Below are 12,973 nucleotides of genomic sequence, written 5' to 3'. Positions count from 1 at the left end.
TCTCCTGAGTTCCAATCCCGTGGTATGGTCTTGATGGAATCCGATTCGGAACTGGAACACGGCGACGAAGCACCCGACTTCGAACTCCCTGGTGCCGACGGCGAGACGTACTCACTCGACTCGTTTGCCGACTCCGACGCGCTCCTCGTCGTGTTCACGTGCAACCACTGCCCGTACGCGAAAGCGAAGTTCGACGAACTGAACTATCTCGCCGACGCGTACGACGACCTCGCGGTCGTCGGCATCAACCCGAACGACGACGAGGACTACCCGGACGACTCGTTCGAACGGATGCAGGAACTCGTCGCCGACGACACCATCGACTACACCGCGTACCTCCGCGACGAGAGTCAGGATGTGGCGAGAGCCTACGGCGCGGTCTGTACGCCCGACCCGTTCCTCTTCGAGAACACCGGTGACGCGTTCGAACTCGTGTTCCACTCCCGTATCGACGACGCGATGAGTCCCGACGACGAAGTGACCGACTACGAGATGCGCGACGCGGTCGAAGCGGTCCTCGCCGGTGACGACATTCCCGTCGAAGCGTACCCGTCACAGGGCTGTTCTATCAAGTGGACCGAAAACTGAGACGAAACTGAAGAGAAGAGAGCCTGACGACTTTCGCTACTCGTCGCCGAGAAGCGCCTCGCGGGCGTTCTCGACTGCGGCTTCCTTTTTCGCCGGGTACGCCTCGACTTTGGCCCGGAGGGTGAGTCCGTTCCCGCGCCGCGGTTCTCCCTTGAATGCGGCCTGCTTGTCGAGTCGGAGGAAGAACTCGGTGTTGTCGGTCACGCGGTCGTCCAGTTCGTCCAGCAGTCCCTCGAAGTCGGGGAGGTCGCGAATCTTCGAGAGCACGTAGCGCACCTCGTCGGCGCGCTCGACTCGCGCGGAGAAGACGATGATGCGGTCGCCGTGGTGTCCGGTGCTCTCCATTCGCTCTATCTCGAAGTCCTCGGGGAGGAACGTCCGGAGGGCCGCCTCGACCCGTTTGTCGTCTTCCGTCTCGTAGCAGAACGTGCGGAGGTCTATGTAGTGAAAGGGAACGCGTGCCATCGTGTGTGTTCGTATGTAGAAATGTCGCGGGTGAGGCGGTGCGGAAGGTTACTCTTCGTCTGCTTCGGCGTCTTCGGCGTCTCCGGCTTCGCCGGCGGCGACGAGCTGGTCCTGCGGGATGCCGACTTCCTGTCCCTCGTCGAAGCTGATGGTGTAGGTCGGCTCGCCGAACATGCTCTCGATGACCTGCGTGACCGTCCCGGTTTCGCCGTCGAACTCGCTGTGTTTGTCGTGCAGAACGACCTTGTCGTCCTTCTCGAAGCTCATACTCCTCACTTCCGCGTCACCGAATAAAAGAACGATGATTGCCCACGGCGACCCGCCCCGGCGACGCTAGTCGCTGCCTTCCGTCTCGTCATCCTCGGCTTCGGGCATCTCCTCACCCCAGAATCCGGGATACTTCTCGACCCAGAGGTCTCCCAGCACGAGCGTTTGACACGATAGTCGGACGCCGAGTTGCCCGTCGTGCGGCGGGAAGTTCAGACGCCAGCCCTCCATCTTCGTCCGGTGAGTGACCGGGCCTTCGACGGAGACCGCACACGTCCCACAACAGCCGACACCCCGGCAGTTGGCCCACGACGCGTTCCCGTTGTACGGTGACTCCCCGGCCTCGCGGAGGACGTCCCGGAGGACTGCACCGCGGTCACATTCGATTTCGCGCCCGCGGAAGTGGACGGTTGGCACGACTGCAGAGATGCGACGAGCGCGTTAAGACGTGTCGTTCTCGACAGCAGGCTCCAGCGTGTCGTTCTCGGCGTCTGACTCGAACGCGTCGGTTTCGGCAGCCGACTCGACGCCAACGACAGACCTCGGTGGGCCTAAGTACGGGACACCCTTCACAACGGCTATGCAACAGACCCGACGCAGGTTCCTCGCAGCAACGGCCGGGGCGGCGGTGCTCGGTACCGCCGGGTGCCTCGGTAACGGTGGTGACAGCCAGAGCGACGGAGAAGACCCAATCGCTTCGCTCGGCTGCAGCATCGAGGAGCGCGAGCCAGTCGATTCCCTCCCGACACCCACGATGGGCCCCGACGACGCGCCTGTCGTCGTCGATGCGTGGGAAGACTTCGCCTGTCCTCACTGTGCGACCTTCTCGCTGGAGGTTCTTCCGCAGGTCGAGTCCGAGTACGTCGCCGACGGCGTCGTCCAGTACCGACACCACGACTTCCCGCTCCCGGTCAAAGAGTGGTGGTCGTGGAAAGGTGCCTCCGCCGCCCGCGCGGCACAGGACGAAGCCGACGACGAGACGTTCTTCGCCTTCGCGCACACGCTGTTCGAGAATCAATCGACGTTCGGTGGCAACGACACCCAAGCGTCCCTCTCGACGCTTCGGGACCTCGCCAACGACGCCGGTCTCGACGGGTGTTCGGTCGCCGCCGCTGCCTCCCGCGACCGCTATCGGCCACTCCTCGAATCCCAACGAACAGACGCCGTAGAGAACCGTGGCTTCCAGGGCACGCCGGCAGTCCTCGTGAACGGCGAGCAGGTCCCCCCGCGATGGGAAGACCTAAAATCCGCCATCGAGAACGCCCGATAAGCCGAATTCGAGACACACACCATCTCTGAAGCGCGATTCGTGCACGACACCAGCGGTTCTTTAGGGGGAAACGAACTAGCCATGCGTATGAACGCGACGCGATTGGCGATGCCGAGACGCCGAGGTGATGGCCCGTGAGACGCCGTCGATACCTCGGCGCACTCGCGGGCGTCGGTCTCTCGGGAATCGCCGGGTGTCTCGGCGGCGGTTCGCCCGGCGGAACCGACGATACTGCCGGTTCCACTGACACGGCCGAAACGGCCACTGAGTCCACCGAGTCCGCCGCCAGTGGTGACCTCCCGTTAGTCGTCGATACCATCGACGCACAGGGGTCCGAAGCGGGCGAGGTCAGTGTCCCAGTCGCGGGGACGCCGACCATCCTCGACCTCTTCGCCACGTGGTGTGCGCCGTGTGTCGCGCAGATGGAGTCGCTTCGGACGCTCCACGACGAGTTCGGCGACGACGTGGCCTTCGTCTCGGTTACGAACGAACGACTCGGCGGCGGCCTCACCATGGACGATATCCGGTCGTGGTGGGCCGACCACGACGGCAACTGGACCGTCGGCCACGACCCCGAGAGCGAACTCATGCGTGCTGTACGCGCAAACGGTCTTCCGTACCTCGTCGTCTTCGACGAGAACGGCACCAAAACGTGGACGCACCGCGGACTCGCCAGCGAGTCGAACATCCGGGAGGCGCTCGAGGACGTGCGCTGATGCTCGGTCTCGACCCCGCTTTCGCCGGGACGCTCGCGTTCGCGGTGGGCGCGGGTGTCACGACGTTCTTCGCCCCATGCGCCTACCCGCTGCTTCCGGGCTACGTCGGCTACTACCTCTCGCGTGAGGAGGCCGACCTCGGCGGGGCCGTGGTTCGCGGGGGTGTCGCCTCGCTCGCGGCGCTCGTCGTCCTCGCCGCCATCGCCGGCGTTCTCGTCCTCGTCGGGCAGCAAATCGCCTCTCGAATCGCCCTCTTCGAGCCAATCGTCGGCGCGGCGCTCGTCGTCTTCGGTGTCCTCCTGTACACTGGTCGAGCGCCGAACCTCCACGTCGTCCTACCCCAGTACCGGTCTTCAGTCGCCGGGTTCGGCATCTTCGGGGCGGTGTACGGTCTCGCTGCGGCGGGCTGCGTCGTCCCTATCTTCTTCGGCGTCGTCGCCCAGTCGCTCGCGCTGCCGACGCCACAGGCCGTGATTTCGCTCGGCGCGTACGCGCTGGCGGCGGCGCTCCCCCTCGCTGTCGTGACCGTACTGGCCGCTCTCGGAAGCGGTCGAATCAGGTCGCTGTCGCAGTACATCGGGTCGGTGCAGAAAGTCGCCGCCGTCGTGATGGTGCTGGCCGGTGGCTGGCAGATTTGGCTGGCGCTGTCGTTCTTGGGATACGTTTGAATCGGGTCGTCTCGGAGGAGTTCAGGCGTCAGGCATCGGCGCGTCGCCCGTCGGCGTCGGCAACGCCCGAATCTCCCGCGGCGGCACGAGGAAGTTCCCGCGGTGCTTGACGAAGATGTACTCCAAAATCCCGTTGTTCACCCGCTGGCGGATGGTCGGAATGTCGGTGAGGTCGGTGCCGTTCATCGCCTCGCGGACCGCCTCGAAGTCCGAGATTCCGCGCTGAAGCGAGGGGAAGTGCAGGCTGGCGACGCCGTCGTCTGCCGACTCGAAGTGACGCCGGAGGAGTTTGACGTTTCCATCCTCGTCGCGGTTGGCGCGGGCCGCTTTCTGGGCGTGGCCGACGTGGCCGAACTCTTCGGCGTCGTCGCGGATGCGGTCGACCATGTCGTCGATACCGCTGTCGTCGCCGAGGTTCGCACCGATTCCGTCGACCAGTTCGCCCTCGGCGTGCCCGGGCGAGAACAACTTCATCACGCGGTGGTACCGGTCTTCTTCGTCGTACCAGTCGGAGAGTCGCTGCCGGACGTTGGCGACGTGTTTCGTCGTGCCGCCCGCGAACGGCCCGTCGTCGAGCGTGACGTAGTCCTCCGTGGCCTGATTCTTGGCGAAACCGGCTTTGAAGCCCATGAACAGCGGCGACGCCTTCGGGACGGGGTTGCCGTCAGGGATACCGTTCACGTCCGACTGGTGTTTCGCCGGCAGGCCGGAGCCGACGAACCCGGTGCGTCTGGCAGCGACCGAAAAGACGCCCGAGAGGTCGGTGTCGACCGCGACACCGTTTGCCTCGTCCACCTCGCCCGTGAGCGCCTGCTCTGCTTCCAAGACGACGTCCGCTCTGTCGGATGCGAGGTGGACGAGTGCGTCCTGTCGGTCGAATTCGGGCGTCTCGAACGGTGAGAGGGCTCGCGGTTCGGGTAAGTCGAGGGACTCTGGGAGTGGCTCGTCGAAGCGAGAGAAGTACCGCGGCGAGTAGGCGACAGACCAGAGCAGTCCGTCGTGGCTTCGTTCGTATGCGCGGTCGAGCACGCGGAAGGCGTTCTCGGTGGTCTCACGCTCCGATTTCGTCGGCGGGCCGTCGCCGTCGAGAGTCAGATAGAGCAGAATCTGATGGGACGGAATCTCGACGTTTCCGTATTCGTCGGTCCGACACGCGTCGTTCCAGGCGTGCTGTCGAGTCGGGAGGGCGGCGGGGTCGTCGGTTCCCGACGGGACCGGTTCGTCGGGTGCCCTGTCGAGGCACGCTGAAAGCGCCGCTGCACCGCCTGCTGCGACGGCGGCTTTCAGGAACGCTCTGCGGGATGACTCCCCATCGAACATACCCTGCATTTGGCCCTCGAAAGCAAGTGGGTTCTGGTGTGCGCCTGAAATTGGTTCGCCTCTCGAATCCAAACCGACGGCGTGGCGTTCGAAACGCACACCAAACGGCATTTAGCTCTCGGACCGATAACGTCGGTAATGAATCGACGAACCTACCTCCGCACCGTGGGCACTGGTGCGGCAATCGGGCTCGCCGGCTGTCTGGGCGGCGGCGGAAACCCGAACGTCTCGCTTTCGAAACCCGACCGCGAAAACGACGTGACGAGCGAGCAACTCCCGTACCCCGCGTGGGGACAGCAGGTTCCTGACGTCACGCTCCGAGACCCACTCAGTGGGACCGACGTGGCCGTCCGCGACATCGACGTGCCGCACTTCCACACGTTCTTTTTCACCAACTGCATGACCGTCTGTCCGGTCCTCATCAGCGCCCTTCGCGAGGTTCAGATTCACTCCGTCTCCGAAGGCTACGCCGACAAGGTCGGCTTCTACCCGATTACGTTCGACCCCGCACGCGACGACGCGGCCGCCTTCCGCAAGGAAGCAGACGAGATGAACGTCGACATGGACGCTGGCAACTGGCACTTCCTCCGCGCCGAAGACGAAGCCGAGACGAAGTCGGTCGTCGAAGAGCAGTTCGGCGTCTTCTTCGAGCAGAACGAACCGATGGAAGACGGGAACTACATGTTCACCCACCTCGGTCTCGTCATGCTCGTCAACGGTGACGGCTACGTCGAGCGCACCTACCGCGGGAACGAACCGGACGAACAGACGCTCATCGACGACCTGACTGCGCTTCGGGAGGCGTGATGCGACGGCGTCGGTTCCTCGCGGCCACAGGGACTGCCGCAACGTTCGGACTCTCCGGGTGTCTGGCGGAACTCGGACGTATCTACACGTCGAACGAACCGCCGGTGCTGTCGAATCGCCCCGCCGAACCGTACATCCCGACCCACGTCGAGGGGATGAAGATGGTCGGCACCGCCGACGCGGGCGACTACCGCGTGGGGGTCTTCTACGGCTACCCGCATCGCTTCTGGGTGTTGGACGACGAAGACGGCGACTTCGGAACCGACCTGACTCGTCCCGCCCGAAGCGACGATGTCCACCTCATGGCGACGGTCTGGGACCCCGAAACGGGCGTCGTCGTCCCCGATACCGGGCTATCGGTCGAACTCTTTCAGGACGGCTCGCTCGTGGGCGAGGAGGTCATCTACTCGATGCTCTCCCAACAGATGGGCTTTCACTACGGCGCGAACTTCGGACTCGACGGCGACGGGACCTACGAGGTCCGCGTCAGCGTCGGGGCGGCGACGCTGAACCTGTTCGGCGAGTTGGACGGGAAGTTCCAATCCGCCGCGGCCGCGCGTCTCGACTTCGAGTTCAGTGCCCGAGAAAGAAACGACATCCCATTCACTCGGCTCGACGAGAAAGAAGGCGACCGCGGTGCAGCCAAGCCGATGCAGATGGAGACGACGCCGCTCGGGCGCGCCCCTGAGCCGCTACCCGGAGACCCACTCGGAAGCGGGGTCGCAAGCGACCTCCGTCTGGTCGGGACTTCTCTCTCGGAGCCTCGGTTCGGCGACGACGCCTACCTCGCTGTCTCGGCGCAGACGCCGTACAACAAGCTGGTCGTCCCGCGAACCGGTCTCTCTGCGACTGTCTCCGGCGGGGGGCACGTCCGATTCGATGGCGACCTCGAACCCGGACTCGACCCTGAACTCGGGTTCCACTACGGCGCGACCGTTCCCGAACTCTCGCCCGAAGACGACATCGAACTCTCGGTGGACGTGCCACCGCAGGTCGCCCGTCACGAAGGGTACGAAACGGCCTTCTTGGAGTTCGACACGACCACCTTGTCGTAGCCTCTCCCGTCGTCCCACGTAGACAGGTCTATTTTCGCCGAGGACGACCCTCCCGGTATGGAAGTGACGCGTCGTGACCGACTGGCGCTCGCGCTCGCCGTCTGGGGCGTGCTCGTCTCGCAGGTGTTCCTCTATCCGGGCGTCGCCGACCTCGTCACGGCGCTCGGTGGTAAGGGTGACCTCACCGGTGGGATGCTCTTTCTGGTCGCCGAGTTCGCCGCGTTCGTCGCGTTCGCGAGCCTCTGGGGTGCCCTGTCCGACACGCTCGGCAGACGCACGCCGCTCATCGTCGCCGGCGCACTCGGCGGTGCAGCGAGCTATCTCACGCTCGCCACGCTACCGAGTCTTGGTGCGCCGTTCGTCGTCGCGCTCGGCGTCCGTCTCGTCGGCGGGGCGATGACCATCGGCGCGTTCTCGCTGGCAATCACGATGCTCGCAGACCTCACTGGCGGTAACGGTCGAAACATGGGTGCGGCCGGTATCGCCATCGGACTGGGCGCTGCACTCGGCTCCGTCGTGGGCGGTCGGCTTTCGACGTTCGACCCGCTTGCACCGCTGTACGCCGCCGCGGCCGTCCTCGTCGCGGTCGCGATTCTCGTCACGACCGTCACCGACCGCGCTCCCGACACCACACGGGTCAAGTTCGGAACGATTCTGCGCCGTCTCGCGGCGAAGCCCGTCTTCGGAATCCCCTTCGCCTTCGGCTTTATCGACCGGATGACGGCCGGGTTCTTCTCGCTCGTCGGCGTCTTCTACTTCCGCCAGGAGTTCGGCGTCGACGCCGCCCTCGCGGGCGGGATTCTCGCGCTCTTTTTCGTCCCGTTCGCCCTCTTGCAGTACCCGATGGGCGCGCTCTCGGACCGAATCGGCCGGTTCATCCCGGTCGTCGGCGGGTCGGTGCTGTTCGGCCTCTCTATCGTCGGTGTCGGCGTCGCACCGACACTCCTCCCCGCCGCGGCCGCGATGCTCGTCGTCGGCGTCTTCGGGGCGATGGTCGCGCCCGCGACGATGGCGCTCGTCACCGACCTCGCCGAACCGGGCGAGCGCGGGGCCGCACTCGGCGGGTTCAACGTCTTCGGCAGTCTGGGATTCCTCGCCGGGTTCATCATCGGCGGGAGCGTCGCAGAAGTGGTCGGCTACTTTGAGTCGTTTCTCGTCGTCGGACTCGCGGAGGTCGCAATCGCGCTCGTCGCGTTCCGTGCGGTCCGCCGACTCGACCCCGAGCAGTCGGCTCAGACGCTGTCGAGTGCCGACTGAATCTCGGCTTCGACGACGCGCCACGTCGCCCGCAGAAAGACGATGACCGCGAGGCCGACGCCCGCGAGGACGTACGCGAAGAAGAGCCCGACGAAAATCTCGTTGCCGGTGCGGTGGGGAACTGTCACCGAGAACTCGCCGAGTCGAAGGGTGAACGCGACGATACCGGCGACGAAGAACGCGAGCATCAGTTCGAGCATCCGCCAGAACGACTCCATCTCGACGCCGCCGTGACCGGTGAGAAACCGGACGATTCGACGGGACGCCGCGAACAGCGAGGTGCCGGTGAGAACGAGGATGGTGGCCGCCGCTGCCGAGAATCCGATGTCAGAAAGCGGAATCGAGGGGACGAGCGGTGAGACGAGCGTCAGCCCGACGCTCGCGAGGACGACTGCCGAGAGAAGTACCTCGGTGACGAACAGGGCAGTCCCCACGTCGGAACGCACCTCGCGGACGAGTCGGCTGTGCACGACTTTCCCTCTCGGCACGGCGCAAAGTGTCTTACCCTCTTCGGGACCGAGTCGGGGCCAAACGCGGACGCCGGGGCCGAACGCGGACGGCGGAACCGACTCAGTCGTGGCCGGAGACGCGAACCGGCTGGTACGGTTCTTCGAGGTACTCGATATCGGAGTCCGAGAGGGTGATGTCGAGGGCTTCGACGGCGTCTTCGAGGTGTTCGATACTCGTCGTGCCGACGATGGGCGCATCGACCCAGTCCTTGTGGAGTACCCACGAGAGAGCGATTTGCGCCATCTTCACGCCCTTCTCGTCGGCGAGTTCCTGCACGCGCTCGTTCACTTCGCGGCCGTTGCCTTCGAAGTACGGGTGGCCCTTGGCGAGTTCGTCGGTCTCGCCGCGTGTCGTCGCGTCGAATTCGTCGTGGGGGCGCGTGAGGTACCCGCGAGCCAGCGGCGACCACGGCATGACGCCCACGCCCTGTTTCTCACAGAGGGGCAGCATCTCGCGTTCTTCCTCGCGATACAGCAGGTTGTAGTGGTTCTGCATGGTCGCAAAGCGGTCCAGTCCGAGCGAGTCGGCGGTGTACTGCGCTTCTGCGAACTGGTGTGCCCACATCGACGACGCGCCGATGTACCGCGTCTTCCCCCGGCGAATCGCGTCGTCGAGGGCGCGCATCGTCGTCTCGATGGGCGTGTCGTCATCCCAGCGGTGGATTTGCAGGAGGTCGAGCGTGTCCATCCCGAGTCGGTCGAGCGAGTTGTCGAGTTCCTGCTCGATGGCTTTCCGCGAGAGGCCGCCGGAGTTCGGGTCGTCGTCGTCCATCTGGAAGTACACCTTCGAGGCGACGACCATCTCGTCGCGGCGGCCCTCCAGTGCCTTCCCGAGGATGCGTTCGGACTCGCCGTCGGAGTACATGTTGGCGGTGTCGAAGAAGTTGATTCCGAGGTCGATAGCGCGGTCGACGAGTTCGAGACCCGCCTCCTCGTCGAGGACCCACTCGCGCCAGTCCGACGTGCCGAAGCTCATACAGCCGAGACAGATGCGCGAGACTTCCATGCCGGTGTTCCCGAGCGTCGTGTACTCCATGCACTCGGTGTCGTGAGGAACGGGCAAAAAGGTGGACGAACCGGCATCTCCGGAGGACGACCGACCGTCAGGAAGTGTGGATGATTCTCGGGGTTTGAGTCCCGAGAATTTGGTTTATGGTGTCTCCATTCGTATCATCGAACCGAGGCGTAGCCTCGGTGATTCCGATGTTCAATACACGACAACTAGTCGCCGTCTTCCTCGCGGTCCTCGTACTGGGGTCCGTCGCGGGAGTGGCGACCGCACAACAGGGACCGTCCGCCGGCGGTGCCGTGGTCATCGACGAGGGTGAGACCTACACGGGTGACCTCGAAGCAGTCGGCGGCTCGGTCGTCATCGCGGGCACAGTAACTGGAGACGTCTCGGTCACGTCGGGGAGTGTCGTCGTGACCGAAACGGGTGAGATTGGCGGCACGCTCGACGGCGTCGCCGGTAGCGTCACTATCGAAGGGATGGTCGGCAACGACGTGAGCATCGCCGCGGGCGCGATTCTGGTTCGTGACTCCGCCGTCGTCGACGGCGAGATGGAAGCCGCAGGTGGCGACGTTCGTATCGACGGCACCATCGCCGGTGACGTGCGTGTGGGTGCCGAGGAACTCGTCGTCGGTCCGAACGCCGATATCGGCGGCGCACTCGAATACGATGCTGCGACGGCGACCATCGACTCCGACGCGGCTATCGCCGGTGGAGCGACTCGCGTCGACGACATCGGATTCTCGGGTCCGACCATCTTCGGCGCTCCGTTCCAAGACGGTGGGTTCGAGGCACCAGTCATCCCGCAGTGGGTGTTCTCTGGCTACTGGCTCCTCGCCAACCTCGTCCTCGGGGCTATCGTCGTCCTCGTCGCACCGCAGTTCGCCCAGCGCGTGACCGGCCTCGGAACCAAGAAGGCCGTCCGAAGTGGTGGAACGGGACTGCTCCTGGTCGTCGCAGTACCAATCGTCCTGCTGTTGTTACTGCTGACGGTTATCGGGATTCCGCTCTCGTTCGCCGGAGGCGTGGGCTTCCTCCTCGCGCTCTGGGTGGCGAGCATCTACGGGGCGCTCGTCCTCGGGACGTGGCTCCTGTCGCTCGCCGACTACGCGAATCGCTGGGTGGCGCTCGCGCTCGGCCTGTTCGTCCTTGCCGTACTCGACTTTGTCCCGCTCGGTGGTATCGTCGAGTTCGTCGTCGTGCTGGTCGGGCTCGGTGCGTTCGCACTCGCAATCCGCGGTGAGTCCGGTGACGAGGGTGACGACGGTATGAGCGCCACGGACGAAGGCCCGCAAGAAGGCACACCCATGGCCTGACCGCGGTGCGGTCACCCGCCAAATACCGGACGAACAATTATTATGGATGTCTCTGTCTGGTGAGACATGGCAATCGATTACGAAGACGAGTTGGAGTCGTTCGAGTGGGACATCCCGGAGGGGTACAACATCCCTGCGGTCATCGAATCGCACGCCGACTCTTTCGGTGACCGTGTCGCACTGAAGTTCCGTGACGACGAGGGAGGGCGGACAGAACGGACGTACGAAGACCTTCGCCGCGACATGAATCGATTCGCCAACGCCCTCGAATCGCTTGGCGTCGACAAGGGCGACCGCGTCATTCACCTGCTTCCGCGCGACCCCGACGTGTTCGCGATTCAACTCGGCGCACTGAAGCGCGGCGCACTACTCGTGCCGAGTTCCTCGATGCTCAAGCCGAAAGACATCGAGTTCCGCGCCAACGACTGCAAGGCGACGACGGCGGTCGTCCACGAAGAACTGGTCGAGATGGTCGACGAGGTGCGCGACGAGACGCCACTGGAGAACTTCATCTCGCTCGGCGGCGCGCCCGAGGGCTGGACAGACTTCGACAGCCTCGTCGCGGACGAATCGACCGAACACGACGGCCCGGAGCTGAACGCCGAAGACCCGATGTCTATCAACTACACCTCGGGGACGACGGGCCAGCCAAAGCCGGTTCGTCATCGCCACCGTTGGATGCGCTGTTTCGAACTCGTCAACGCACCCTACTGGTGGGGAGTCACCGCAGACGACGACCTCTCGGACGAACTCCTCTGGGCGACGACCGGAACCGGCTGGGCGAAGTGGTTCTGGAGTCCGGTCGGTGTGGGCCTGACCACCGGCGCGACGCAGTTCGTCTACCGCGGCGACTTCGAACCCGACACGTTCCTCGAACTCATGGAAGACGAGGGCGTCACGCGTCTCTGCGCCGTGCCGACCCAGTATCGGATGTTCGCCCAGCGCGACCTCGCCTCCTACGACCTCGACCTGAAAGAAGTGCTCTCGGCTGGCGAACCACTCAACCGCGAACCCATCGAGGCGTTCCGCGACGCGTTCGGTATCACCCCGCGCGACGGCTACGGCCAGACCGAGACAGTCGCACTCCTGACGAACTACCCCGGTATCGACGTGAAACCCGGCAGCATGGGGAAGCCGACGCCCGGCCTCGGAACGACCATCATCGACGAGGACGGCGAGGAAGTCGGCGTCGACGAAATCGGCGAAATCGCGGTTCCCGTCGGCTGTCCCGGCATCTTCGACGGCTACTACGAGAAACCACATCTCGACGAGCAGACGTTCTCGGGTGACTACTACCGCACCGGCGACCTCGCCTCCCGCGACGAAGACGGCTACTTCTTCTTCGAAGGCCGCGCCGACGACATCATCATCTCCTCGGGCTACCGCATCGGCCCCTTCGAGGTCGAAGACGCGCTCGTGTCGCACGAAGCGGTCGCCGAGGCCGCAGCGGTCGGAAGCCCGCACGAGGAACGCGGCAACATCGTCAAGGCGTACGTCGTTCTGACAGACGGGTTCGACGGCTCCGACGACCTCGTGACCGAACTCCAGGAGTTCATGAAAGAACAGACTGCGCCGTACAAGTACCCGCGCGAAATCGAGTTCGTCGAGGAACTCCCGAAGACCTCCTCCGGGAAGATTCGTCGCGTCGAACTCCGCGAGCAGGAGCGCGAATAGGCGACCTGCTGGCCACTTCACTTTCTTTACCTGTCGCTCCGTCGTGACACCC

General features: G+C 64.7%; 15 protein-coding genes. 9 read left to right on the top strand and 6 right to left on the bottom strand.

Annotation, left to right across the window (positions count from 1 at the left end):
- Nucleotides 1-24 precede the first annotated feature (24 nt).
- Entirely contained in the window at nucleotides 25-588 is a 564-nt protein-coding gene (locus KU306_RS10975; RefSeq protein ID WP_258301939.1) for a thioredoxin family protein, read from the top strand.
- Between the two features lie 36 nt (nucleotides 589-624).
- Here KU306_RS10975 and KU306_RS10970 read toward each other — a convergent pair whose 3' ends face one another.
- The 3 genes from KU306_RS10970 to KU306_RS10960 form a co-directional block, all read right to left on the bottom strand.
- Nucleotides 625-1,053, bottom strand: a complete 429-nt coding sequence (locus KU306_RS10970; RefSeq protein ID WP_007539670.1) for an RNA-binding protein — start codon at nucleotides 1,051-1,053, stop codon at nucleotides 625-627.
- A gap of 48 nt (nucleotides 1,054-1,101) precedes the next feature.
- Entirely contained in the window at nucleotides 1,102-1,320 is a 219-nt protein-coding gene (locus KU306_RS10965) for a hypothetical protein (protein WP_007539668.1), read from the bottom strand.
- Nucleotides 1,321-1,386: 66 nt separating this feature from the next.
- Nucleotides 1,387-1,737, bottom strand: a complete 351-nt coding sequence (locus tag KU306_RS10960) for a 2Fe-2S iron-sulfur cluster-binding protein (RefSeq protein WP_007539665.1) — start codon at nucleotides 1,735-1,737, stop codon at nucleotides 1,387-1,389.
- Nucleotides 1,738-1,900: 163 nt separating this feature from the next.
- Between KU306_RS10960 and KU306_RS10955 the strand changes: the two genes are divergently transcribed.
- The 3 genes from KU306_RS10955 to KU306_RS10945 all read left to right on the top strand — a co-directional run bounded on the left by KU306_RS10955 (nucleotide 1,901) and on the right by KU306_RS10945 (nucleotide 3,974).
- Nucleotides 1,901-2,590, top strand: a complete 690-nt coding sequence (locus tag KU306_RS10955) for a DsbA family protein (RefSeq protein ID WP_258301938.1) — start codon at nucleotides 1,901-1,903, stop codon at nucleotides 2,588-2,590.
- 134 nt (nucleotides 2,591-2,724) lie between these two features.
- Nucleotides 2,725-3,306 carry a TlpA family protein disulfide reductase gene (locus KU306_RS10950; RefSeq protein ID WP_258301937.1) on the top strand — a complete coding sequence of 194 codons (582 nt, stop codon included), beginning with the start codon at nucleotides 2,725-2,727 and terminating at the stop codon, nucleotides 3,304-3,306.
- Nucleotides 3,306-3,974, top strand: coding sequence for a cytochrome c biogenesis protein CcdA (locus KU306_RS10945; protein ID WP_074792347.1), 669 nt, complete (start codon nucleotides 3,306-3,308; stop codon nucleotides 3,972-3,974). Before KU306_RS10950 ends, KU306_RS10945 begins: the two co-directional genes overlap by 1 nt.
- A gap of 21 nt (nucleotides 3,975-3,995) precedes the next feature.
- Here KU306_RS10945 and KU306_RS10940 read toward each other — a convergent pair whose 3' ends face one another.
- Nucleotides 3,996-5,294 (bottom strand): DUF7405 family protein, encoded by a 1,299-nt coding sequence (locus KU306_RS10940; RefSeq protein ID WP_258301936.1) that lies wholly within the window; start codon nucleotides 5,292-5,294, stop codon nucleotides 3,996-3,998.
- Between the two features lie 138 nt (nucleotides 5,295-5,432).
- Here KU306_RS10940 and KU306_RS10935 point away from each other — a divergent pair, with 138 nt between their 5' ends.
- The 3 genes from KU306_RS10935 to KU306_RS10925 are packed head-to-tail and all read left to right on the top strand — an operon-like array spanning nucleotide 5,433 to nucleotide 8,413.
- Nucleotides 5,433-6,101 (top strand): SCO family protein, encoded by a 669-nt coding sequence (locus KU306_RS10935; RefSeq protein WP_258301935.1) that lies wholly within the window; start codon nucleotides 5,433-5,435, stop codon nucleotides 6,099-6,101.
- Nucleotides 6,101-7,156: an iron transporter gene (locus KU306_RS10930; protein WP_258301934.1), complete on the top strand. Its 1,056-nt coding sequence runs from the start codon at nucleotides 6,101-6,103 to the stop codon at nucleotides 7,154-7,156. Before KU306_RS10935 ends, KU306_RS10930 begins: the two co-directional genes overlap by 1 nt.
- Before the next feature lie 57 nt (nucleotides 7,157-7,213).
- Complete coding sequence (locus KU306_RS10925; protein ID WP_007539639.1) at nucleotides 7,214-8,413, top strand: MFS transporter; 1,200 nt, start codon at nucleotides 7,214-7,216, stop codon at nucleotides 8,411-8,413.
- Here the strand turns inward: KU306_RS10925 and KU306_RS10920 are convergent.
- Together KU306_RS10920 and KU306_RS10915 are read right to left on the bottom strand one after the other, a co-directional pair.
- Nucleotides 8,389-8,883: a hypothetical protein gene (locus KU306_RS10920; protein ID WP_007539637.1), complete on the bottom strand. Its 495-nt coding sequence runs from the start codon at nucleotides 8,881-8,883 to the stop codon at nucleotides 8,389-8,391. The two genes, KU306_RS10925 and KU306_RS10920, sit on opposite strands and share 25 nt — an antisense overlap.
- Nucleotides 8,884-8,983: 100 nt before the next feature.
- A complete protein-coding gene (locus KU306_RS10915) occupies nucleotides 8,984-9,958 on the bottom strand; it encodes an aldo/keto reductase (protein WP_258301933.1) in 975 nt (324 codons plus the stop codon).
- Between the two features lie 167 nt (nucleotides 9,959-10,125).
- Here KU306_RS10915 and KU306_RS10910 point away from each other — a divergent pair, with 167 nt between their 5' ends.
- Together KU306_RS10910 and KU306_RS10905 are read left to right on the top strand one after the other, a co-directional pair.
- Complete coding sequence (locus tag KU306_RS10910; protein ID WP_258301932.1) at nucleotides 10,126-11,247, top strand: DUF8173 domain-containing protein; 1,122 nt, start codon at nucleotides 10,126-10,128, stop codon at nucleotides 11,245-11,247.
- Between the two features lie 66 nt (nucleotides 11,248-11,313).
- Nucleotides 11,314-12,921 (top strand): acetate--CoA ligase, encoded by a 1,608-nt coding sequence (locus KU306_RS10905; RefSeq protein WP_258301931.1) that lies wholly within the window; start codon nucleotides 11,314-11,316, stop codon nucleotides 12,919-12,921.
- Nucleotides 12,922-12,973: the final 52 nt, after the last annotated feature.

The organism is Haloferax larsenii (assembly GCF_024730625.1).
Classification (GTDB): domain Archaea; phylum Halobacteriota; class Halobacteria; order Halobacteriales; family Haloferacaceae; genus Haloferax; species Haloferax larsenii.
The sequence above is the reverse complement of the archived record's forward strand: the minus strand, read 5'-3'. Positions and strand labels throughout refer to the sequence as shown.

Coding starts and splice junctions, on each gene's coding strand:
- KU306_RS10975 (WP_258301939.1), top strand. CDS start 25: ATGGTCTTGATGGAATCCGATTCGGAACTGGAACACGGCGACGAAGCA.
- KU306_RS10970 (WP_007539670.1), bottom strand. CDS start 1,053: ATGGCACGCGTTCCCTTTCACTACATAGACCTCCGCACGTTCTGCTAC.
- KU306_RS10965 (WP_007539668.1), bottom strand. CDS start 1,320: ATGAGCTTCGAGAAGGACGACAAGGTCGTTCTGCACGACAAACACAGC.
- KU306_RS10955 (WP_258301938.1), top strand. CDS start 1,901: ATGCAACAGACCCGACGCAGGTTCCTCGCAGCAACGGCCGGGGCGGCG.
- KU306_RS10945 (WP_074792347.1), top strand. CDS start 3,306: ATGCTCGGTCTCGACCCCGCTTTCGCCGGGACGCTCGCGTTCGCGGTG.
- KU306_RS10940 (WP_258301936.1), bottom strand. CDS start 5,294: ATGTTCGATGGGGAGTCATCCCGCAGAGCGTTCCTGAAAGCCGCCGTC.
- KU306_RS10935 (WP_258301935.1), top strand. CDS start 5,433: ATGAATCGACGAACCTACCTCCGCACCGTGGGCACTGGTGCGGCAATC.
- KU306_RS10930 (WP_258301934.1), top strand. CDS start 6,101: ATGCGACGGCGTCGGTTCCTCGCGGCCACAGGGACTGCCGCAACGTTC.
- KU306_RS10925 (WP_007539639.1), top strand. CDS start 7,214: ATGGAAGTGACGCGTCGTGACCGACTGGCGCTCGCGCTCGCCGTCTGG.
- KU306_RS10915 (WP_258301933.1), bottom strand. CDS start 9,958: ATGGAGTACACGACGCTCGGGAACACCGGCATGGAAGTCTCGCGCATC.
- KU306_RS10910 (WP_258301932.1), top strand. CDS start 10,126: ATGTTCAATACACGACAACTAGTCGCCGTCTTCCTCGCGGTCCTCGTA.
- KU306_RS10905 (WP_258301931.1), top strand. CDS start 11,314: ATGGCAATCGATTACGAAGACGAGTTGGAGTCGTTCGAGTGGGACATC.